At 62.9% G+C, this 22,518-nt stretch carries 21 protein-coding genes; 12 read left to right on the top strand and 9 right to left on the bottom strand.

From position 1 onward, the window contains the following. The first annotated feature begins 49 nt into the window (after window positions 1-49). Entirely contained in the window at window positions 50-1,363 is a 1,314-nt protein-coding gene (locus tag MPN20_RS06960; RefSeq protein ID WP_242780775.1) for an MFS transporter, read from the top strand. A 167-nt stretch (window positions 1,364-1,530) separates the two neighbouring features. Here MPN20_RS06960 and MPN20_RS06955 read toward each other — a convergent pair whose 3' ends face one another. The 4 genes from MPN20_RS06955 to MPN20_RS06940 form a co-directional block, all read right to left on the bottom strand. Further along, window positions 1,531-1,713 (bottom strand): hypothetical protein, encoded by a 183-nt coding sequence (locus MPN20_RS06955; RefSeq protein ID WP_242780774.1) that lies wholly within the window; start codon window positions 1,711-1,713, stop codon window positions 1,531-1,533. Between the two features lie 164 nt (window positions 1,714-1,877). Beyond that, the gene (locus MPN20_RS06950; protein WP_242780773.1) at window positions 1,878-3,734 is read right to left on the bottom strand and encodes an acyl-CoA dehydrogenase; all 1,857 of its coding nucleotides are present in this window, start codon (window positions 3,732-3,734) and stop codon (window positions 1,878-1,880) included. 207 nt (window positions 3,735-3,941) lie between these two features. Beyond that, complete coding sequence (locus MPN20_RS06945; RefSeq protein WP_242780772.1) at window positions 3,942-4,943, bottom strand: universal stress protein; 1,002 nt, start codon at window positions 4,941-4,943, stop codon at window positions 3,942-3,944. A gap of 277 nt (window positions 4,944-5,220) precedes the next feature. Beyond that, window positions 5,221-5,403: a hypothetical protein gene (locus tag MPN20_RS06940; RefSeq protein ID WP_242780771.1), complete on the bottom strand. Its 183-nt coding sequence runs from the start codon at window positions 5,401-5,403 to the stop codon at window positions 5,221-5,223. Window positions 5,404-5,854: 451 nt separating this feature from the next. Here MPN20_RS06940 and MPN20_RS06935 point away from each other — a divergent pair, with 451 nt between their 5' ends. The 5 genes from MPN20_RS06935 (at window position 5,855) to MPN20_RS06915 (ending at window position 9,822) form a co-directional block, all read left to right on the top strand. Next, entirely contained in the window at window positions 5,855-6,085 is a 231-nt protein-coding gene (locus tag MPN20_RS06935) for a hypothetical protein (protein WP_242780770.1), read from the top strand. A gap of 405 nt (window positions 6,086-6,490) precedes the next feature. Continuing rightward, entirely contained in the window at window positions 6,491-6,958 is a 468-nt protein-coding gene (locus tag MPN20_RS06930) for a hypothetical protein (RefSeq protein ID WP_242780769.1), read from the top strand. 68 nt (window positions 6,959-7,026) lie between these two features. Beyond that, the gene (locus MPN20_RS06925) at window positions 7,027-8,052 is read left to right on the top strand and encodes a D-cysteine desulfhydrase (RefSeq protein ID WP_242780768.1); all 1,026 of its coding nucleotides are present in this window, start codon (window positions 7,027-7,029) and stop codon (window positions 8,050-8,052) included. 39 nt (window positions 8,053-8,091) lie between these two features. Beyond that, entirely contained in the window at window positions 8,092-8,559 is a 468-nt protein-coding gene (rraA, locus tag MPN20_RS06920; protein ID WP_242780767.1) for a ribonuclease E activity regulator RraA, read from the top strand. Between the two features lie 201 nt (window positions 8,560-8,760). Then, the gene (locus tag MPN20_RS06915; protein WP_242780766.1) at window positions 8,761-9,822 is read left to right on the top strand and encodes a 2,3-butanediol dehydrogenase; all 1,062 of its coding nucleotides are present in this window, start codon (window positions 8,761-8,763) and stop codon (window positions 9,820-9,822) included. Window positions 9,823-9,953: 131 nt separating this feature from the next. Here MPN20_RS06915 and MPN20_RS06910 read toward each other — a convergent pair whose 3' ends face one another. Continuing rightward, window positions 9,954-10,451: a hypothetical protein gene (locus tag MPN20_RS06910; protein WP_242780765.1), complete on the bottom strand. Its 498-nt coding sequence runs from the start codon at window positions 10,449-10,451 to the stop codon at window positions 9,954-9,956. A 79-nt stretch (window positions 10,452-10,530) separates the two neighbouring features. After that, window positions 10,531-12,162 carry an acetolactate synthase large subunit gene (locus tag MPN20_RS06905; RefSeq protein ID WP_242780764.1) on the bottom strand — a complete coding sequence of 544 codons (1,632 nt, stop codon included), beginning with the start codon at window positions 12,160-12,162 and terminating at the stop codon, window positions 10,531-10,533. Between the two features lie 218 nt (window positions 12,163-12,380). Between MPN20_RS06905 and MPN20_RS06900 the strand changes: the two genes are divergently transcribed. After that, the gene (locus tag MPN20_RS06900; protein WP_242780763.1) at window positions 12,381-13,334 is read left to right on the top strand and encodes a VOC family protein; all 954 of its coding nucleotides are present in this window, start codon (window positions 12,381-12,383) and stop codon (window positions 13,332-13,334) included. 56 nt (window positions 13,335-13,390) lie between these two features. On the opposite strand, the gene MPN20_RS06895 is transcribed toward MPN20_RS06900, so the two are convergent. Beyond that, window positions 13,391-15,469 (bottom strand): heavy metal translocating P-type ATPase, encoded by a 2,079-nt coding sequence (locus MPN20_RS06895; protein WP_242780762.1) that lies wholly within the window; start codon window positions 15,467-15,469, stop codon window positions 13,391-13,393. A gap of 331 nt (window positions 15,470-15,800) precedes the next feature. Here MPN20_RS06895 and MPN20_RS06890 point away from each other — a divergent pair, with 331 nt between their 5' ends. The 5 genes from MPN20_RS06890 (at window position 15,801) to MPN20_RS06870 (ending at window position 19,994) form a co-directional block, all read left to right on the top strand. Then, window positions 15,801-16,688 (top strand): polysaccharide deacetylase, encoded by an 888-nt coding sequence (locus MPN20_RS06890; RefSeq protein ID WP_242780761.1) that lies wholly within the window; start codon window positions 15,801-15,803, stop codon window positions 16,686-16,688. 123 nt (window positions 16,689-16,811) lie between these two features. Continuing rightward, window positions 16,812-18,035 (top strand): MFS transporter, encoded by a 1,224-nt coding sequence (locus MPN20_RS06885; RefSeq protein WP_242780760.1) that lies wholly within the window; start codon window positions 16,812-16,814, stop codon window positions 18,033-18,035. Between the two features lie 83 nt (window positions 18,036-18,118). Then, window positions 18,119-18,898, top strand: coding sequence for an SDR family oxidoreductase (locus MPN20_RS06880; protein WP_242780759.1), 780 nt, complete (start codon window positions 18,119-18,121; stop codon window positions 18,896-18,898). Window positions 18,899-18,972: 74 nt separating this feature from the next. Continuing rightward, window positions 18,973-19,725: an SDR family NAD(P)-dependent oxidoreductase gene (locus MPN20_RS06875; RefSeq protein WP_242780758.1), complete on the top strand. Its 753-nt coding sequence runs from the start codon at window positions 18,973-18,975 to the stop codon at window positions 19,723-19,725. Further along, complete coding sequence (locus tag MPN20_RS06870) at window positions 19,725-19,994, top strand: hypothetical protein (protein WP_242780757.1); 270 nt, start codon at window positions 19,725-19,727, stop codon at window positions 19,992-19,994. The genes MPN20_RS06875 and MPN20_RS06870 overlap by 1 nt, the downstream gene beginning before the upstream one ends. 72 nt (window positions 19,995-20,066) lie before the next feature. Here the strand turns inward: MPN20_RS06870 and MPN20_RS06865 are convergent, their stop codons facing one another. Together MPN20_RS06865 and MPN20_RS06860 are read right to left on the bottom strand one after the other, a co-directional pair. Continuing rightward, entirely contained in the window at window positions 20,067-21,107 is a 1,041-nt protein-coding gene (locus tag MPN20_RS06865; protein ID WP_242780756.1) for a LacI family DNA-binding transcriptional regulator, read from the bottom strand. A 110-nt stretch (window positions 21,108-21,217) separates the two neighbouring features. After that, window positions 21,218-22,501: an amidase gene (locus tag MPN20_RS06860; protein WP_242780755.1), complete on the bottom strand. Its 1,284-nt coding sequence runs from the start codon at window positions 22,499-22,501 to the stop codon at window positions 21,218-21,220. Between the last annotated feature and the right edge of the window lie 17 nt (window positions 22,502-22,518).

The raw sequence follows: 22,518 nt of genomic DNA, 5'->3' as shown, positions 1-22,518 counted from the left end.
AGAATCGGAGTATGCGGTGGACCTGCGCGAACGACTTAACACCTCTCGAATGTCGGCCTATCAATGGCTGATCGTCGGCATCTGCACTTTCCTCAACGCCCTCGACGGCTATGACGTCCTTGCCATCTCCTTCTCCTCGAACCAAGTCAGTGAGGAGTTCTCCCTCTCGGGAACGGCACTGGGCCTGGTGATGAGCGCCGCGCTGCTCGGCATGGCGATCGGTGCCCTGGTCCTGGGGCCGGTTGCGGACCGGATCGGGCGACGGAACATGACGATCGTGGCTCTCCTCGTCAATATCTGCGGTCTCTTCCTCTCCGCCACCGCCACCTCGGCGACTCAGCTGGGTATCTGGCGCGTCGTCACGGGTCTGGGAATCGGCGGCATCCTGGTGGGCACCAATGTCATCTGTGCGGAATACGCCTCCCGCAAGCGTCGCGGTCTGGTCATCAGCATCTACACTGCCGGCTACGGACTCGGTGCGGCGCTTGGCGGCTCGGTGATGGTCTCGCTCATCGCCACCTCCGGGTGGCGCTCGGTCTTCGTCCTCGGCGGCTGCCTCGCCACCGTCTCCCTCGTTCTCGTTCTCCTGCTGGTCCCCGAATCGCCGTCCTATCTCTACAACCGGCAACCGCAGAACGCGCAGAAGAAACTCGAACTCATTGCCCGCAGGCTGGGATGCACCGACCCCGTTAATCTCTCTGCCACGACCATTGCTGAGGAGAGCGAGACGAGCGACTCTGGTGTCCTGGCCCTGTTCAATCGTCGCAATCGTCGGGTCACCTTCGTCGTCTGGGCAACGTTCTTCATCGTGATGTTCGGCTTCTACTTCGTCAACTCGTGGACCCCGCGCCTCATGCACGAAACAGGGCTCACCGACACCTTGTCGATGATCGTCACTGTCGGATTGACCTTGGGCGGAGCCATCGGCTCGGTCGTCTTCGGACTGTTCACCTCACGCTGGTCAACCCGGTCTGTGCTGATGTGCTTCTCGGTGCTGGCCGCGATCCTGATGGCAGTGTTCATCTTCACCGCGCAGTGGATCGTCCTGGTCGTCATCGTCGGCGTCCTGGTGGGCATGTTCAGCAACGGCTGCATCGCCGGTCTCTACGTCCTCACCCCGCAGTCCTACTCGGCCTCGCTGCGTTCGACCGGTGTGGGTTGGGGAATCGGGATCGGTCGCTTCGGCGCGATCATCGCCCCGACAGCCACCGGTGCGATGCTCGACGGCGGGTGGACTCCGCAAGCGATCTACGTCTTCGTCGGCGTTGTGCTCCTACTGGCGGCAGTCGTGCTGCTGGGCATGCGCGGAGTCGATGTTGAGGCGAACCGTCGCCCAGAAGTCAGAGAGGCCGCTGTTGTGTGATGCCCCGTGACAACGACGCCATTCAGCACATTCTCCTGACCGAGACTCGGCGGTTCAGTCTCCTCTGGGCTCCACGACAAAGCGCACCACCGCAGACGGCCCGATCCCTCGGCTCTCGCGGCAGTGCGCTCGTCATCTCAATCGTGAACTGATCAATCGTGAACTGATCAGTAGTGTCCCGGCGGGTCGCTTGCGGGAAATGATTCGTCTTCCCATTCGTCGACCATCTTGTCATCGTGGTCGTAACGGATCTGCTCGGACTCCGACCTTTCAGCGGAACCCACGGTCGCCTCGGCGGGAGGGGTCGAGGACCCGTCCTGCCCGTTCTCCGGCTGATGATTTTCAGACATGACTGCACCTCCTCGGGATCTCAGTGCTCGAACCTGGTATCACCATCATGCGCGCCCAATCACCTTTGCGATACGGCAAGCCCGTGATTTTCGCGTACCATTTCGGCCTCAATCGTCGCGACGACAACTCCCGAAACCGACTCGAACGGCTGAGCCTCACGTCCTCACAGGCAGGTGTCGTCCAGGTCGGTGAATGTCGCCGGGCCGTTTTCCACAAGATCGAACCACGGCCCGGTCAGTGGGAGTTCGTGGATGAAGAAGTAGCGAGCGGCGGCGATCTTGCCGCGCAACAGCGTCGAGTCACCACGCGACGCCGTGGCAGCCTCGGCAGCGATACCCTGCTGCAGCCACAGCCAGGCGATGACCGTATGTCCCACCGCTTCGAGGTAAGTCCACGCGTTCTCTAACGCACGAACAGGTTCACCGGACTTCCACACGGCGGCGGTGACGGTCTCGATGCGGTCGATGGCCTGCGCCAAGGCCGCGGATTCGTCGTTCCACGAGGACCCGACGGTCGCCTCGGCGAGGGTGGATCGCATCTCCTCGACGAGGACCCTCAGACCTTCTCCCCCGCCCATGACGACCTTGCGGCCCAGGAGGTCTTTGGCCTGGATGCCATGCGTGCCCTCGTGGATCGGATTGAGTCGGTTGTCGCGGAAGAGCTGCTCGACGGCATGGTCGCGGGTGTAGCCGGCGCCGCCGAGGACCTGAATCGCATGGTCATTGGCCTTGAGTCCCCACACACTCGGCCAGGTCTTCACGATCGGGGTGAGCACATCGAGGAGGAGTGCTGCACGTGCGCGGTCGGCCTCGGTGGCTGCGGTTTCGGATTCGTCGAGCAGCGTGGCCGCGTAGAGGACGAGGCCGAGACCGCCTTCGACGTAGCTCTTCGAGGACAGGAGCATGCGGCGGACATCGGCGTGCTCGATGATCGGCACCTGCGGGGAATCCTTGCCGCGGCCGTCATCGGACCGGCCCTGGCGACGCTCACGGGCATAGCGCAGGGCGTCGAGGTACCCGTGATAGCCGAGCGCGACGGCCCCGGCACCGACACCGATGCGTGCCGCGTTCATCATGTGGAACATGTAGGTCAAGCCCTTGCCGCGCTCCCCCACGAGGTAGCCGATGGCACCGCCTGAACCCTGCGGTGTGTGCGTGCCCTCGCCGAAGTTGAGCAGCGTGTTCGTCGTCCCGCGCCAGCCCATCTTGTGGTTAAGTCCCGAGAGCACGACGTCATTGCGTTCGCCGAGGCTGCCGTCGCTGTTGACCAGGAATTTGGGAACGATGAAGAGACTCAGGCCCTTGGTCCCCGGTCCATCGCCGTCGCCACGAGCGAGGACGAGGTGGACGATGTTCTCGGACAGTTCGTGGTCGCCGCCGGAGATCCACATCTTCGTGCCATACACCCGAAAGGTACCGTCGGGCCCGTCGGGGTCAGGGACGGCACGCGTGGTGACGTCGCCAAGTGAGGACCCGATTTCGGGTTCCGACAGACACATGGTGCCGAAGAAGCGGCCTTCGATCTCGGGGAGGACGAAGGTCTCGATCTGCTCCTGTGTCCCGTATTCCAACAGCAGGCTCGCGTTGGCCATAGTCAGCATCGGGTAGCTCGAGGTCGCGATGTTGGCCGCTTGGAACCAGGAGAAGCAGGCAGTGGCTACGGTCTGCGGCAGCTGGATGCCACCGATCTCCTCGTCCATGGTCGCCGACAGCAGCCCGACATCGGCAAAGCGGTCGAGCGCGGTCTTGATCTCAGGGATGAGGGTGACGCGCTCGCCGTCGAAGGTCGGCTCGTTGAGATCGGACTTCCTGGCGTGCGGGGCGAAGTGTTCCTTTGCCAGCTCTTCACTGGCGGCCAGCACCGAGTCGAAGGTCTCGCGGGAGTGCCCGGCGAACCGTTCACGCTCACAGAGGGCGTCGACGCGCAACCAGTCGTAGAGGAGGAACTCGATGTCTGCTGACGAAAGCAGAGCGTCGGTGGTGGCCGGTGGGACAACATTGTCCAGGTTCTGTTCTTTCACATGGCCCAGTCTAAACTAATTGATCGTTAAGTAGTGAGTGTTCGATCCGACCTCTTTCGATATCCTGTTCGCCGTCCTCAAGAAGGCCGAGGCAGGCCGCGCCGATCGCATCGCCGAACCCACCGAGGTGGCCCGGACCATCACATTCCTCCCCAGCCCGCTGCAGGGCTCGAGCCGATCGACGAGGCTGATCACACGGAGTGTGATCTACCTGCCGGGGACCACCATGATCGGGCCCTGTGCCTGGTTGAGCACCGCGCGAGAGACCGAGCCGAGGATCGCACTCCTGACTGCGCCTCTCCCCCGCGTGCCGACGACGGTCAGCTGTGCCTTTCCGGTCTGCCTCACGATGAGGTCTGCCGGATCACCGATCTCCACCGAGACTGAGTAGTCCAGCGTGGGGTGAGCGTCACGGAGCCATGCAAGATCGGACTTGACGGCTTCTTCGAGGTCGACACGGCGTTTCCTGCTCGCCTCATCGTCGACTCGAAGCTCGGGGTACCAGTACAGCCATTCCTCGATGAGAGGCATGGCCATGAGCACCGTCAGGCCGGCACCGTTGCGCTCTGCCGCATCGGCCGCGACTCGAACGACCTCGGCGCTGCGTTCGGACCCATCGATGGCAGCGACAACGGGGCCCTGAGCATGCGTCGGAACGAACACCTCGGCGTCGCCGACAGTGCCCGAATCTGTGATCGCCGCGCTTTCGCTCGAGTTTGCACCCACGGCACCGGTGACGACCACAGAGGGACAGCGTGAGTGAGCAGGAAGGGCGGCTGCGACCGAACCCAGGATCCGCCCGGCGAACCCACCTCGGCCACGGGCTCCGACGACGACCAGCTGCGCTCGAGACGAAAAGTCGACGAACACTCCGGCAGCATCACCCTGAGCGGTGCCGAAGATGGTCTCGCCGGTGTAGTCGCGCAGATATTTCCGCGCCAGTTCCAAGGTGTCCTGAGCCACCTTCTTCTTCGCGGTGTCTTCGTGTTCCTTCGGCATCGATGCGAGGTTCGGGTAGATCTCGACCGGAATCGCGTATGCCGTGACAACGGTGAGAACTGTCTTGCGGCGCTGGGCTTCGGTTGCTGCGAAGCGAAGTGCGGCCCGGGAGTGCGCGGAGGCGTCGAATCCGACGAGGACTCCGAGGTCGCGGTTGTTCATCTCGGCGGAGTGACCGCCAGTGGTATTGGTGACGTCGTTGTTCATCATGGGCCTCTCCACGGGGTTACGCGGCTCCGTGCGATCGCGGATACCCCGATGGCGAAAACCGCTCTCGCACTGCTCATTCTACCAACCTTTTTCTACAATATGTAGAATAATCGGTCGTTCGCCGTTCTCGTGCTTGCGGTGCTCGCCGCCTCAACCTGCCCCCGCCCCTGCCTGCCTCGTCGAACAAGAGAAAGGCGGCCACAGCAGAAGTGCTGTGGCCGCCCTCATCTCGTCGAGGTCAGTGACCGCGGAGGCGGTCGCTGCCAAGAGCTGCAGATCAGTAATGCGCCGGCGGGTCGCTCGTGGGGAACGAGTCCTCTACCCATTCGTCGACGAGTTCGTCAGCGTGCTCGTCGTTCGCCGATTCCGACCCCGGCCGCTCGGCCTGATCGTTGCGCGCTTCGTCGGGGACACCGTTGAGGTTCGTCTCCGTCTTCTCAGCGTCTGTTGCGTCAGTCATAGAGAACCGTCCTTTCTCTTTCTGCTCTCAGGCGACCGAGCCTGTTTGCCCGGCCTGCCTGACTGTCCACGCTAACAAAGTCAGCGCCCCAATTCGCGATGCGGGAAATATCGTCTGCCGTCATAGCGCTGTACAACGTAGGTGGTGTGAATACCAACATCGCCGAGGTTGTCCCCACAGAAAGTCGCCACCTCGCCGATGCGTTGTCGATCGTGACAACCAGGTGGTCTGGCGACCACGAGAGGAGCTTCGCAATGAATGACGAGAGCACCAACGACAAAACCACATTGAGTCCGGCACCTTCATGGCGCCGGACTCAGTGCTGTCCGAAGCGCCCTCGCATGTGTTCTCGCCCCAGACAGCCAGACAGACGGTCTGATCCAGGGTCCTTTCACACGCGGCAGACGTATAATTCTCTTACACGCTCTGCCATGAATCGAGGCGAATCATCATGACCGCAGAAGTGAAGAGAACACACAGGTTCACCAGCTCGGTGAGCCATCTGGCGAAACGATTCACCAGCGTGAACATCGGCCAGGGTGAGAAGGTCGGCTACACCGAAGACCATTCGGAAGCGCGTCTTCAGCCCGTCGCAGCACACGAGGGGGTGAAGCTCTATCTCAACCCTGATGGCTCGCATGAGGCCATTGACGAATCGAAAGCAGGCGACACCCTCGGCTGACGAGAGCTCGACGCCTGAACCAATCCGAACCCGGTCGCAGCCAACAGCTGCGGCCGGGTTCTCTCATGCGCAACCCGACCCCAACCTCGGCGCGGGGCATCGGTATGGACAGGTTTGAATGGAGAAGGCAGAGGCGTCGGACGGTCGGCACTCTGCCGACATCGGGACTGCTGATTACGATCGGGTCTCAAGGTTCCGGTGAAATCGTCGCAGTCACCTCGCTCGCGTGAATGAAAAGACAAGGAACCTTTAAATATGTTGGCTTTGTCGCACCGTCGCAATGAGAGATTCGCAGAACCGTAACAGTCTCTGAGTCTCTTCACAGCCTCCGTCACTCGGCTCCCACCTGGGGTGGGAATACTTGATCGCGTCGATGACCGATCACAAGCAGGAGGCGAAGACGCCATGAGAATCACCATCCGCAATCGAGCAGCAGCACTGGGAATCGCAGCAGCAACCGGCCTCGTCGGAATCGGGGTCGCAGGCGGGCCCGCTCTGGCATCAACGACTTCGGAGGCTGAGCAGCCCGCGGCGAAGACGTCGCTTGCCCAGCAGCCGCAGAGCGCGGGATATCCGAAGGTTTCGGCCGAGTATGCCGATCGGATGGTGCGGTCGTGGGGTGCTGGCGACGACTCCGGGGTCAGGGACCGGGCCTCGCAGACGGTCGTCGACGACCTTGCCGCCCACGGAGATGAGCACGCGACTCGCTGGCATCGTATCGCCGCGGACACGGGTGAGGACCCGAAGGTGGGCACGACTCATGTTGCCTATGTGAATTGGGATACTGACGAGGTGATGACGCTTCGTGTCGACAATGTGCGGTCCAACGAGGGCGATGCCCAGGCTGTCCGCCAGGTCAGATTTCACGGCTGAAGGCGGGCAATTCCTCACGATCGCCTGTCATCTGGTCGACGTTGCAGCTCCCAGTAGACTCGGGAATCATGGTCGACCTGAATGAACTCCCCCGCCGTCACTACACCGATGGCCCCACTCCGCTCGAGCACCTGTCACGCCTGAGTGCGAGGCTGGGTGGGCCCCAGATCTGGATCAAACGCGATGACCAGCTGGGATTGACCCAGGGTGGGAACAAGACGCGCAAGCTCGAATTCCTCATCGCCGAGGCACTGGCTCAGGGCGCCGATACGCTCGTCACTGCCGGTGGGGTGCAGTCCAATCACTGTCGGCTCACGCTCGCGGCTGCTCGGCGCGAGGAACTCGAGTGTCACCTCGTGCTCGAGGAGGACCTCGGGTCGGACGGGAAGCCGGTGCCGGCTGGCACAGGTGGCAATCCGCCTGAGTTCACAGGCAATTTCCTCCTCTTCGACCTCCTCGGCGCGGATTCGGTTGAGGTCCATGCCAACGGCAGTGACCTCATGACTCGTGCGAACGAGCTCGCCGCCGAGCTCAAGGCGCAGGGGAAGAAGCCGTATGTCATTCCGGTGGGCGGGTCGAACGTCACCGGAGCGCTGGGTTACGTGGACTGCGCGCAAGAACTGCTGAACCAATTCGCCGAGGTGGGCCTGACCGTCTCGACGATCGTGACCCCGAGCGGTTCGACCGGGATGCAGGCGGGGCTCATCGCCGGGCTCCACGGAGCCGACAGCCAGATCCCGGTGGTCGGCATCAACGTCAGCCGTACCCGAGAAGACCAGGAACCCAAGATCATCAGCCTCGTCGATGAGGTTGCAGCGTTCCTCGACCTGCCGCCGGTCCCCCGAGATCGCAGTGTGGGGCTCGGCGACTACTTCGGCACCGGATATGCACTGCCCACGTCTGAGATGGTGGAAGCGGTGCGTCTCTTCGCGCAGACCGAGGGGATCCTCCTCGACCCTGTCTACACGGGAAAGACTGCTGCAGGCCTCATCGATCTGATCCGTCGGGGACGCTTCTCCGCCGACGAGAACGTCGTGTTCATCCACTCAGGTGGAGTGCCGGGCCTCTATGCTCGCGGTCAGGCTTTTGCGTAGTCTGGGTACATATAACTGCACCTGTCGAAGGGAATCATTATGACAGTCTCAACCGCTGATCTCTGGGACGAACGAGGACCGGAACTCGAATCGCTGGCGCTGAACTTCGGTGACTTCGGTGCAAAGGATTTGTTCTCGGGTCCGGCTCGAACGATTCGCTGCTTCGAAGACAATGCACTCGTGAAGTCGACGCTGTCTGAGCCCGGCGACGGTGCTGTTCTCATCGTCGACGGTGGCGGCTCGATTTCGACTGCCCTGATGGGCGACATGATCGCCGAATCCGCGGTCAGCAACGGCTGGTCCGGTGTCGTCATCAATGGCGCCATCCGCGACCGCGTGGCAATGAAGTCGATGGCCATCGGGGTCAAGGCTCTGGCGAGCAACCCGCGCAAGAGCTCCAAAGCCGGCGCAGGCGAGGTAGACGTCACGGTTGAGATCGGTGGCGCGACTATCCGTCCCGGTGCGATGGTATTCGCCGATCCCGATGGTGTCGTTGTGGAGAAGTAGGCAGCCCCTGCTCGCTTTTCTGAACTGCAACTGTCCGGCATCGCAACGGATGCCGGAAGTTCTCGCCTGTCAATGAACGGCAAGTACAGTCGACGAACCCACCGAGTAGAGTCTCGAACATGAGCCACGGCCGTCGCATATTGTCGATCGAACCGACTGACAGCCGACACGGCTCTGTTCTCAATGACGAAGGGCATGTTCATGAAGGCAGCACGTTTCTACGACCGCAATGACATCCGAATCGAAGACATCTCCGAGCCTGAACTTCTCCCCGGAACTGTCGCCATCGACGTCGCCTGGTGCGGGATCTGCGGCACTGATCTGCACGAGTACCTCGAAGGCCCGATCTTCGTACCCCCGGCAGGGCATCCTCACCCGATCTCCGGAGAATCCGCACCGGTGACCATGGGACACGAGTTCTCTGGAACGATCACCAGCCTCGGCGAAGGCGTCGCAGACCTCGAGGTCGGCCAAAACGTCGTCGTTGAGCCCTACATCATCGCTGATGACGTCGATACCAGTATCGGCCAGAGCTATCAGCTGTCGAAAGATATGAACTTCATCGGGCTCGGCGGTCGCGGCGGAGGTCTGGCGGAGAAGATCGTGGTTCAACGTCGGTGGGTGCACCCCATAGGCGATATTCCACTCGACCAAGCGGCACTCATCGAGCCTCTCTCCGTGGCTCACCACGCGGTTGTCCGGTCCGGAGCAGAATCCGGGCAGGTCGCTATCGTCGGTGGAGCTGGTCCGATCGGCCTGCTCACTGCCGCAGTGCTCAAAGCCCAGGGGCTGACCGTTTACATCTCTGAGCTCTCCGAGGCACGGAAGAAGATGGCGATCTCGACGGGAGTCGCAGACGAAGTCTTGGATCCGCGCGAGGGTGACGTGGCGGAAAAGGTCCGCGAACGCACGAATGGTCGTGGTGCAGACGTCGGCTTCGAATGCGCATCAGTACCCGTCGTTCTCGACATGCTCCTCGACGCTATTCGCCCTGGCGCGGTCGTCGTCAATGTCTCCATCTGGGGACATAAGCCAGAGGTCGACATGCCGAAACTCGTGCTCAAGGAGATCGATCTCCGCGGTACCATCGGGTACTCGGGCGATCACCCTGCGACGATCGAGCTCGTGCGCAGCGGCGAACTTGATCTCTCGCCCTTTATCACTGGTCGCATCGGTCTCGATGAGCTGATCACGGGCGGGTTCGACGAACTCATCAACAACAACGAGCATCATGTGAAGATCATCGTCGACCCCCGAGCCTGACCGAGTTCCGGTTTTCTTATCTCTGCAGGGCCCCTTCTCTGATGAGTCGGGGCCCTGTCCCCGGCCCAATAGTTGGTGAGCGATTGCCCGCGGCTGACTATCAGCGGCGATGCCAGGTACTGCCAGGCGAATCACTGATGCACGGAGTCGTACACCTGATCAGCCGAGTCCCAGACCGAGTCGGCCTCGACGACCGCGCCGTCCTTGGTCAGCTTGTCGACGGTGTCGGCACTGTACATGTATGACCAGGTGCCGGTGTCCGTAGTGCCGGTGACCATGAGCACGTCGTAGTCGAAGTCCGCGCTGGCTGCACCCTGGACCGCATCCGCAGTCGCCTTCTGATCCGAGTTCGGCTTGCCCACTGAGGGGAACTCGACATGAAGCCGGTCGGCCTCATTATCTTTGTCGAAGTCCGGATTGCTCTCGGATTCTCGGTGCACTTCGACCTCGTCGATGCTGCCGAGTAGGAACTCTCCGAGCTCGCCAGTGTCCTTGAACGCCCCCGACGGCACTTCAGCGCTCTGCCCGGCTTCGGCGTCACCGCCAGCGCTGTTGTCGGAGCTGCATCCGGCGAGCACGAGGGCGACCGCCACCGACAGGGCAGAAAATGCCCGAGGAACTGACTTCATGGAATCCACCCTATCGGGACTGGCCCTGCTTCATCCTGGCGGCCACGTCGACTGCTCCCAGGCGTGCAGATATTCTGCGCTACAGCAGCACCTCGATGAGCCGAGGACCGGAATCTGACAAGCCCGACCGGAAGTCCCGATCGAGCTCCTCGATCGTCTCGACTCTGGTCGCCGGAACTCCCATACCCTGAGAGAGCGAGACCCAGTCGATATCCGGGTTGCCGATGTCGAGCAGCGATTCCGCCTTCGGGCCGAAGGCGGGGACGCCGACGTTCGACATCTCATTGCGCAGAATCTGATATTTCCGGTTGGCAAAGATGAGGACGACGATGTCGAGCTGCTCACGGGCATAGGTCCACAGCGATTGCGGCATGTACATTCCTGAACCATCGGACTCCAGGACCACGACCTTCCGCTCAGGGCTCGAGATCGCAGCCCCCGCGCCGACCGGCAACGCCCAACCGATGGATCCACCCGTCCCGCCGAGGTAGTCGTGCGGCTGCGACCCAGCCGTCTGAGCGTAGAAGTCCCGACCCGTGGTGATCGATTCGTCAACGACGATCGCGTTCTCCGGGATCGCCCCGGAAAGCCAGGCGGCAAGCTTCCCCACGGTGATGGTGCCGCTGGGAACGGGGGCCGGAGCCAACTCCGCACGCACCGACGGGAAGGCAGATGAACTGCTGGCAGCCTCGGCGAGGGTGGTTTCTGAGGTTCCCGAACCGACGGCATCACGCAGCGCGCCGAGTGTCTGCAGCGAGTCGGCGCCGATGGGGCTGAGCGTGAAGAACATCGACCCCGGCTGGGTGAGCACGCTCGGCTTGTCGGGATAGGCGAAGAACGCAACGGGCGGTTTCGCATCGATGAACACGAACGCATCGAAATTCTTCAGCAGCTCGACGGACGGCTCGACGGGATAGGGAATCTTCGTCACCGTCGGCCGACCGGCACCACGTTCGGTGCGCGCGGCGAAGGTCTCCGCCAACAGGGTTGCACCGGTGGCCGCTGCGATCTGAGCAGCCACCTCGAGCTGCGCGGATCGCAGAGCACGCCCGCCGAGGAGGATGGCCGTGCGTGGTCCAGAATCCCTCAGTCGGACTGCCGCAGCGTCAACCACGGCAGGGTCAATTGCGGCTGACGGGGGCGTGACCGCGGCCGGTGGGGTCGTGTACTGATCTGCGGTGTTCCACGCGGTGTCAGCAGGAAGGATGAGAGAACTGATCTTGCCGGGAAGGCTGTAGCCGATGGCGTCGGCGGCATCTTTGGCGATCGCATTCGCCGATGGCGAGGTCCGGACCCAGTTGCTGAAGGGTCGCAGCGCTCCTTCGATATCCGAGGTCAGCGGGGCGTCGAGGCCCCGGTGGTAACCGGCATGATCGCCGATGATATTGACCATCGAGGCGCGAGCGCGCAGCGCGTTGTGCAGACTGGACAGACCATTGGCAGCGCCAGGCCCCAGGTGAAGCAGGGTGGCGGCGGGCTTGTCGAGCATTCTCGAGTACCCGTCGGCGGCACCGGTCACGACTCCTTCGAAGAGTCCGAGGACTCCTCGGACATGGGGCTGCCGGTCGAGTGCAGCCACGAAGTGCATCTCCGACGTTCCGGGGTTCGCGAAACACACCTCGATTCCGTTGTGCCCCAGTGTCTCCAGCAGGCTCTCGGCGCCGTTCATGCCATCATCTCCTTTGAAGTCGGCCGCGGAGGTCTTGGGCATCCGCAGTCAGCATGTGGTTCTGTCGTATCACGATCTGCGGTTCGCCCGCTCGAGCGTGTTGACCCGTGGCCACTCAGACGCAGGACTCGGCGGCACCAGAGACAGCCGGATCAGTGCACGGGAATAACAGCCTTGCGCTTCCAGTAACACCTCTGTACAGTGGTAATTGAAAGTTAAACTATAGAGATCGCAGCCATTCGCATCGCCAGGAGGACGACATGACCGTCATCGAGAACACCACAGCATCACCCGCTGAATCAGCCGTCGTCAACGACACCCTGCTCAGCGCCGACACCGGAATGGACGCCGTCACCCTGCGCGTCGGCGATCTCGAGAAGATGTCGACTTACTACTCCAGCGCCCTCGCGATGGAGCCCCTCGAAGAGGTCTCACGCGGCAATGAGATCCACCGCGTCCTCGGCCGCGGCACTTCCCCGCTGGTCAAGCTCGTCGCCACCCCGAATCTGCCCGGCGTCGACCGCACCCAGGCTGGCCTCTTCCACACCGCGTTCCTCTTCGAGGACCAGGCCTCCCTGGCCGCAACCGTCGCCCACGCCGCACAGAACACGAACAGCCAGTTCGTCGGCTCGAGCGACCACCTCGTCAGCGAGGCCTTCTACTTCACCGACCCAGAGGGAAACGGCATCGAACTCTACGTCGACCGCGACCGCTCGGAGTGGAAGCTCTCAGCCGACGGCGAGGTCCGCATGGACACGATCTACCTCGACCCGAACGCCTTCCTGGCCGAGCACCTCGACGAACAGACTCTGGCCCAGGCCAATACCCTTCCGGGCATCATCGGCCACGTCCACCTGCAGGTCGGCGACGTGCCGACAGCGCGGAAGTTCTACGTCGACGCACTCGGCTTCGAGCCGACTCTTGCCTCGATGCCAGGCGTCCTCTTCGCCTCAGCCGGTGGCTACCACCACCACGTCGCGATGAACACCTGGAACAGCCGCGGCGCCGGTCCACGTGCGGCCAGCCTCGGCCTCGGGGATGTCGCAATCACCGTCCCCGGCCGCGAGGACCTCGACGCACTCGTCGCTCGCCTGAAGGCCCGCAAGATGGACTTCGCCGACAACGGACGTTCGGTCCGCCTCTCCGACCCTTGGGGAACGCAGGTGACTCTGGGCATCGGCGGCAGCTCGATCGATCAGACTCTGACGCGGTAACCTCGCCTCTCGGACAAGGGCCTTGGCAGGAACTTCGGCTCCTGCCAGGGCCTTTCTCACTGTGAGGCTGACACCGACACCTCCGGGCGAAGGTCCAGCCGACGCAGCAGCTGGGCGTTGAGCGCGACCACGATCGTGGAGATCGACATGAGGATCGCTCCTACGCTCATCGGCAGCACAAAGCCGATGGGGGCCAGCACACCGGCGGCCAGCGGCACCGAGATGAGGTTGTAGCCGGCAGCCCACCACAGGTTCTGCTTCATCTTCCGAAACGTCGCCCGTGAGAGTTCGATGACTGAGAGCACGGACCTCGGGTCATCGGACGCAAGAATGACTCCCGCCGAACCAATGGCCACATCGGTTCCTGCTCCGATGGCGATGCCGACATCTGCGGCAGCCAACGCGGGCGCGTCGTTGACTCCGTCACCGACCATGGCGACCCTACGGCCCTCCCCCTGCAGCTCGGCGACCCTTGCGGCCTTGTCAGCAGGATGGACACCGGCGAAGACTCGGTCGATGCCGAGCTCAGCGGCCACCGTCTGCGCAACCGCCTCGGCGTCACCGGTGATCATGACGACCTGTGCTCCGTGCCGGTGCAGCGCATCGACGGCCTCGCGGGATTCAGGTCGGATCTCGTCAGCCAGCTTCAGTGCTCCGATGACGCGTCCATCGACAAGAACATGAAGGATGATGGCCCCTTCTCCGCTCCACCGTCTGACGATGGAGGCCTCGTCCACGCCATGCTCACGAAGCAGATTCGGTCCGCCCACAGCCACCTCGGCGCCATTGACCTCAGCCTTCACGCCGACCGCCGGGGAGGACGAGAAATTCGTCGCTGCCGGGACATCGAGACCACGGCTCTGGGCGGCGCGAACGATCGCACGTGCCAATGGGTGCTCACTGTCGGCCTCAGCAGCCGCCGCGAGCCCAAGGGTCTCATCCTCGGTGTAGTCATTGGTCGTAATCTCGACCGCGGTGACTGTCGGTTCGCCCTTAGTCAGCGTGCCCGTCTTGTCGAAGAGCACCGAGTCGACGGAACGCATCGTCTCCAGCGCCAAGCGGTCTTTGATGAGGACTCCCGCGCGGGCTGCGCGCTCGGTGGCGATGGATACGACGAGCGGAATGGCCAGGCCCAAGGCGTGGGGGCAGGCGATGACGAGGACGGTGATGGTCCGCACGACCGCCGAGTCCGGCATGCCGACGATCGACCAGACAAGCGCGGTGATCACGGCGGAGCCGAGTGCAAACCAGAACAGCCAGGCCGAGGCCGTGTCTGCGATGCGCTGTGCCCGCGATGTCGAGTTCTGAGCCTCAGCGACCAGCTTTCGAATGCCGGCGAGTGCGGTGTCATCACCGATCGCTGTGATCTCGATGCGCAGCCCGGAGTCCGTGGCGATGGTGCCTGCCACAACTCTGTCACCTACCGAACGGCGGACGGTCGTCGATTCGCCCGTGACCATGGATTCGTCCATGCTGGCCGAGCCGTCGATGACCCGACCGTCGGCGGGAACAGAAGAACCGGGACGGACCACGACCGTATCGCCGAGCCTGAGAGCAGCCGGGTCGACCATCACAGTCTCCCCGTCGACAATCATCTCCGCCTCATCGGGCAGCAGGGCCGCCAGGCTGTCGAGCGCCGAAGAGGTCTGTGCCAAGGAGCGCATCTCCAGCCAGTGCCCGGCCAGCATGATGACGACGAGAAGCGCCAGCTCCCACCAGAAGTCGAGTTCGGCATCAAGGAGTCCGAGCGAGGACCCCCACGAGGACAGGAAGGCGACGGTGATGGCCAAGGCGATGAGGAGCATCATGCCCGGATTGCGTTCCTTCATCTCGCTCAGCCCGCCGGTCAGGAACGGCTTGCCGCCCCAGAAGTACATGACAGTGCCAAGTATCGGCGAAAGCCACCGCAGCCACCCGAGGACACCGTCCTCCGGGACCTCGTAGCCGACGAGGTGGCCGAACATTGGGCTGAACGCAACGACAGGGATCGCGATGACGAGCATGATCCAGAACAGTCGACGGAATTGCGCGACATGGCCGTCGTGGCCAGCGTGGCCGCCGTGGCCGTCGTGGCTCGTATGGTCATCGACACCTTCGTGGCTGGTGTGATTCTCAGGTTCGTGATGTGCTCCCATTCCACCACCGTATACCCCTTAGGGGTATAAAACAACGGGGTCGATCGCCACCCCCGCAGACCCAACGAGCCATTCAGGCAAGAAAGTGTTGCGCACCACATATGTCTGCGCTAAAGTCGCACTATCGGTTTTACAATCGATTGCAAAAATGAATGCTCACGAGTCGCAGACGACGGCGAACAGCTCGGATCCCAACCAGATCCGACGAAAACGCACGCTGTCTTCAGACCGACGATCCACTAGGAACACAACACCTGATGGTTCTGTCGACGACCGATTCGAAGGCTGCCGTTCGCAGCAAAACACATGTCAATGGAGAAATGGAGTTCACATGTCCAAGAAGATCTACGTGTCCGTAGGAATCGACGTCGACGCTGTCGGAGGTTGGCTGGGCTCCTATGGCGGTGAGGACTCCCCCGGCGACATCTCTCGCGGAATGTTCGCCGGTGAAGTCGCCGTTCCCCGACTGCTCGAACTGATCGGCCGCAGGAACATGCCGGCCACCTGGTTCTGGCCCGGCCACTCCATCGAGACCTTCCCCGAACAGTTCGACAAGGTCGTCGAAGCCGGACATGAGATCGGCGTCCACGGCTACTCCCACGAGAACCCATTGGCCATGACGCGCAAGCAGGAAGAGGAGATTCTCGACTACTGCACGGACCTCATCACCGAGCGGTCCGGCACCAAGCCCGTCGGCTATGTCGCGCCGTGGTGGGAATTCTCCACCGTCACCAACGAACTCCTCGCCGAGCGTGGATTCCTCTACGACCACTCCCTCATGCACGACGACCACACCCCCTATTACGTTCGCGTCGGCGACGAATGGACCAAGATCAACTACGAGGCCGAATCTGCACACGAGTGGATGAAGCCACTCGTCCGCGGCACCGAGACCGATCTGATCGAAATTCCGGCTTCCTGGTACCTCGACGATCTGCCTCCGATGATGTTCATCAAGTCCTCGTTCACCTCGCACGGTTTCGTCTCCCCACGCGTCGTCGAAGACCTCTGGCGCGACCAGTTCGACTGGGTCTACCGCGAAATGGACTACGCAGTCTTCCCCATCACCATCCACCCCGACGTCTCCGGTCGTCCGCAGAACCTCCTCATGCTCGAGCGCCTCTTCGACCACATGGCCTCCCACGAGGGCGTCGAGTTCGCCTACATGAAGGACGTTGCCACGAACTTCGCCCAGCGCTCACCGCGGAAGAAGGGCTGAGGCGGCTCCGGTCGCTGACGAGGATCACATATGAGTACGACGAATGAAGCTCCCGCCCAGGGGCAGAAACCAGCACCCTGAGACCTGGAGCTCACCCCGAAGATCATCCGCCAGATCTCAGCCGTGTGTTTCGTGGCGTGGATCGTCTCCGTCTACGACTTCACCCTGTTCGGGACACTGCTTCCAGTCATCGCTGAAGACTTCGGCTGGAGCACCGCGCAGGCCACCACTGTCAACACCGTTGCTCAGGTGGGCGTCTTCATCGTCTCCCTCGTAGTCGGATCACTCATCGACCGCCTGGGTCGAAAGAACGCCCTCATCATCCTCATGCTGGCGGGTGCAGTGGCATCGGGGATGACGGGCATGGCGATGGGCGCGGTCAGCATGATCATCGTCCGCTCGCTGACCGGCCTCTCGCTCTCCGAGGAAGTGGTCAACGCGGTCTATCTCTCCGAGATCTACCGCAAGGTCAAGAACAAGGGCCTCTTCTACTCTGTCGTTCAGGCCGGATATCCGATCGGCGCACTCGTAGCAGCCGGTATGTCCGCTCTGCTGCTGCCGGTCATCGGCTGGCGCTGGAGCTTCGTCGTAGCTGCGGTTCTCGCGCTGTGCGTTGCACTGGTCGCCACCCGACTGCCCGAATCCCCGGTCTTCGCCGCGATGAAGGAATCCCGTCGTCGCGCCGAAGCCGGTGATGAGGCTGGTGCGGCAAGACTGCTCGACGAACACGAACTCGAACCGGACTCCGGTGAGAGAACCGGCATCAAGGACGTCTTCACGAAGACTCTCTGGCGTCACACCACTCTGCTCGCCGCGGCATGGCTGTTCAGCTGGATCGGCATTCAGGTCTTCTCCGTCCTGGGTACGACAGTCCTCGTCGAGTCCAAGGGAGTCAGCTTCGAGAACGCCCTGGTCATCCTCGTCGGAGCCAATGCCGTCGGGTTCGTCGGCTACCTCTTCCACGGCTGGCTCGGCGATCGCATCGGCCGACGTTCGACAGTCATCTTCGGATGGCTTGCCGGCGGAATCGCCTCACTGGTCATGCTGCTGGTTCCCGGTGGAACCTTCTTCATCATCGCCATGTACGGTCTCACGCTGTTCTTCCTGACCGGCCCCTTCGCGGCCCTGCTCTACTACATGGGCGAGTCCTTCCCCGCACACGTGCGCGGCATGGGCACCAACGTCGCCCACGTCATGGCACCGATGGGCAGCATCATCGACTCCGGACTGCTGAGCTTCCTGCTCGTCGCCGGCGTCAGCATGACTTGGGCCGCCGTCTTCACTGGAACAGCAGGCCTGTTCCTGGCAGCACTGTGCATGCTCGGCACCCGCAAGGTCGAACAGTGAAGACCCCACAGTCGCGATGACCACCGACAGCTGCGAAGACCGGTTCAGAACAGAACAACCAACGAACAAGAGGAGACGAATCAATGGCAAACGATGATGGACTGGCAGGAAAGGTCGCTCTGATCAGCGGCGGCGCGAGCGGTATCGGCCAGGCATTGGCCGTCGCGTACGCCCGGGCCGGAGCCCACAGCGTGGTCAACTACATCCCCGGCGACGATCACGACGTCCAGCAGACGATCTCGGCAGTCGAGGCCGAAGGCGCCAAGTGCATCGCACTGCCCGCCGATGTGCGCAGCACCGAGGAATGCGAAGCCATGGCGCAGGCAGCCATCGACGAGTTCGGTCGACTCGACATCGCCGTTGCCGCGGCAGGAATTCTGCGCCGCAACTCGATCGACGACATGACCGATGACTCGTGGGGTGAGATGCTCGACGTCGACCTCAACGGAGTCTTCCGCGTATTCCAGGCAGCAGCCGCGAAGATGAGCAGCGGCGGAGCGATGGTCGCCACCTCGTCGATCGCGGGCGGCGTGTACGGCTGGGAGGAGCACGCCCACTATGCCGCCGCGAAGTCCGGCGTCCTGGGACTGTGCCGATCGCTTGCCGTCGAGCTGGCACCTCGCGGGATTCGCGTCAACGCAGTCATCCCAGGGCTCATCGAAAGCCCCCAGTCACTGGACGGGAAGAACTCGCTGGGCAAAGAGGGCCTTGACGCCGCAGGAAAGATCATTCCTTGGGGCCGCGTCGGCACCACCGACGAATGCGCACGCACGATCCGATTCCTCACCAGCGATGACAGCGCCTATGTCACCGGCCAGGAATTGATCGTCGACGGCGGACTCACGATCCGCTGGCCCAGCTGAGCCCGTACAGCTACGAAGCCCGTGCAGCTGCGAAGAATCGGGTCCACAATGAACGACATCTGGCAAAGGAAGATATGACACAGGAACAGCTGAAGTCCAAGACCGCCCTCATCACCGGCGGTGCCAGTGGAATCGGGGCCGCGATTGCGAAGCTCTTCGTTCAGCAGGGAGCTGCCGTCGCCATCCTCGACGTCAACGGCGAACAGGCAGAAGCCACTGCCGCATCGCTGTCCGCCGATGGACGGGCCATCGCCGTGGCCGCCGATGTCACCGACGCCGACTCGATGAAGTCGGCGATCGATGAAGCGGCAGAGCGCCTCGGCGGGCTCGACATCGTCGTCTCGGCAGCCGGGATCCTCGACGAAACCCCGTTGGCACAGATGAGTGTCGAGACCTTCGAGAGGACGATCGACATCGACCTCAAAGGAGTGTTCCTCACGGCACGCTTCGCTCTGCCGCATCTCCAGCACCGAGGCGGTGGCCGGATCATCAACATCTCCTCGCAGCTGGGGATCAAGGGTGGAACCGGGCTGAGCCACTATGTGGCGGCGAAGGCCGGAGTCATCGGCATGTCCAAGGCCATGGCTCTCGAACTCGCACCGGAGAACATCCTCGTCAATACGATCGCGCCGGGGCCCATCCACACTCCGCTCGTCGATGGTCTCAGCGATGAGTGGAAGAGTGCCAAACAGGCTGAGCTTCCCATCGGGCGCTTCGGCACACCGGAAGAGGTCGCTCCGACAGCGCTGCTCTTGGCGTCCTCCCCCGGCGGGGATCTCTACACCGGGCAGACACTTGGGCCCAACAGCGGAGATGTGATGCCCTGATGTGCGGTGCGTGCGGGTCATCGCGGAAAGTTTCAGCGGCCACGGCCCTGGTCAATGAGAAGGGTCTGAAGTATCGACTGCTGGGCCAGCTGCGCTCTGCCCTGCCTGCCGGCCAGTCACTTGTGGCGATGCAGGATCGGTGGGCACTGAAGACCCGCAATGGCTCGCACATTGTCTTTGACGACATCGACGAACTGCTCGCCCATGTCCACGACACGTTCAACATCGACATCAGCGACTGGAAGCAGGGAACGATCCGCCGCGGCTGATCTCGGCCACCGTTGGCTGCCCGGTCGTATCCTGCGACCGGGCAGCTTCTGCATTCAGGACTGTTTCTGCATTCAGGACTGTTTCGCGAGCGGAGTCGAGGACTCGCGCACAACCAACTCGACCGGAAGCTGCACCGACTCGGGGTCTCCACCACCGATGATCGTCAGCAGCGACGAGGCTGCCAGATGCCCGAGTTCCCGCGTGGGGCTGACGATCGTGGTGAGCGCTATCGGGGTGGCCTTGGCCAACGAAATGTCGTTGAAGCCCACGACATAGACATCATCGCCGGGTTTGAGCCCGGATCGTGTGAACTCGCCCAGAGCACCGATTCCCGCTGTGTCGTTGACGACGAATGCTCCGAACGGTGCACGGGACTCGGCGACCATCTCCCGCGCTGCCCTCATTCCGTCCTCGGCGTAGATTCCCCCGTTGAGGTGGAATCCGTCGACGGCAATCCGTCCATGTTCGCGAACCGTCTGGAGGAAGCCTGCAGACCGGTGGACAAGGTTCATCGCATAGTCCATCGCCTTGTAGACGACGAGCGGCCCGTCAGTCAGCTCCATCAGGTGTTTCGCCGCGAGGACTCCCCCGCCGAAGTCGTCGCAGGTCACCGACCGGTGGCCCTCCAAGGGACGGTTGAAGAGCAGATACGGGATGCCGGCCTTCTTGACCTTGGGAAGCACCTTGGATCCGACCATTGCGTCACCGAAGAGGATCCCGTCGACTCCGCGCTGAATCGCGACATCGAGCTTGGCCAGCTGCACATCGGGGTCGTCGCCGGTCGAGAGCACCATGCACTGATAACCGTGTTTCTGCAGCTCCTCCTCGATCCCTTCGTACATCAGGGCGAGGACTTCGTCGCGGAGTCGTGGGACGAATACTGCGATGAGTTTGGTCGTGTTCGTCCGCAGCGAGGAGGCAGTGAGGTTGGGCGAATAGCCGAGTTCGTCGGCGATCTCCCAGATCCGCTTGCCCTTCTTGGTCCGGATCGAGTCCCGTTCCCGGCTGAGGGTGCGTGACACCGTCGACACGTCTGCGTCGGCGGCTGCAGCGATATCCGCCATGGTGATGCGGCTGATTCGCCTGCCGTCGGAACCCTGTGGACTCTGCATCTTCCCATCGTACAAACATCGCCGTGCGATCTCGCCGCCATACACGGCCATTGCCCCTGTTGAGAAGACCTCCACCACCGCCGAGGTGGGGGTGTCACCCCAGCGGCTGCTCAGCTCACGTGGCGCAGGTCGCCGAGGGCCTGGGCGAGTGCGAGCAGGTGGGATTCCGCTCCGGCACGGGCGACGAGCTGCACTCCTGCCGGCAGCGGGCGTCCTGCGCTCCAAACCGGGATGTTCACAGCAGGCAGCCCGAGGACACTGAAGGGAATGGTGTGGTGGAGTGCCACCTCGCGCGCAGACGTCCGGCCTGCGGCGAATCCGCTGCGGGCACCGACCAGTGGCGCCGTCACCGGCGAGGTGGCGCACAGGAGAATGTCCGCGTCGCCGAAGACGTCATCAGAGTGCTCACGCAGGCTGATCAGCGCCTCAAGTGCGTTGACGTATTGCCATCCGGCAATCTCGCGGGCGCTTTCTAGGCGGCTGCGGACCTCGGGTTGGAACAGCTGCGGACGGTCGGCCGTATTCTCGCTGTGCACAGCAGCAGCCTCGGCGCCTTGGACCAGATTGTAGAGCTCGATGGTCTGCGCAGTCTCCGGCAGTTCACTTCTCGTCAGCCGATGCCCCAGCTCGGAAAGGCGGGCACGTACGGTCACGACCGCCTCGGCGACCTCGGATTGCAGACTCGACCACTGCCCACCTTCGAGTTCGGCGATCGTCAGGTCGGCCGACCTCACCGTCACGTCGATCGCTTCTCCGGTGAGCGCGGCCCACAGGTCGCTCAGCCCTACAGCGTCTCTAGCCATCGGGCTGACCGTGTCGAGGCTCTTGGCCAGCGGGAAGACACCGTCCACGCTCAGCGAATTCGAGGTCGGTCGCAGACCGTAGACGCCGCAGAAGGCCGCTGGGGTCCGCCCGGATCCGCCGGTATCGGTACCCAGCGCCAGTTCGACCGAGCCTTCGCCCAGCAGAGCTGCCGAACCGGCGCTGGAGCCGCCCGACATTCGGGTCTTGTCGTGCGGGTTGAGAACCGGCCCGCGGTTCGTCACGTCGCCGGTCGGGCCATAGGCGAATTCGTGCGTTGCGGTCTTGACCCCGACGATCGCACCGGCACGTCGCAGACTGGCGACAACCTCGGCGTCCTCTGTCTGCGGGGTGTCGCTGCCCAGGTCGGAACCACATCGGGTGGGCATTCCCGCGACATCGATCATGTCCTTGATGGCCACGATCCGACCAGCGAGCGACGATCCACGACGAGCGGCCGTCTCTATCTGAGCCTCGTCGATCTGGCTCTCATCGACGTCGACGATCGCGTTGATCCGACGAGCTCCGGATCGCCTGTCCTGCAGGGACTCCAACGTCCGTCGCGATGCGGTCAGCTGTGAGTTTCTGTCCATTGCGTCTCCCCCGCTGC

This window comes from Brevibacterium sp. ZH18 (assembly GCF_022748595.1).
GTDB lineage: Bacteria > Actinomycetota > Actinomycetes > Actinomycetales > Brevibacteriaceae > Brevibacterium.
Note: the sequence above shows the minus strand (reverse complement) of the source record. Positions and strands in the feature narration are given on the sequence as shown.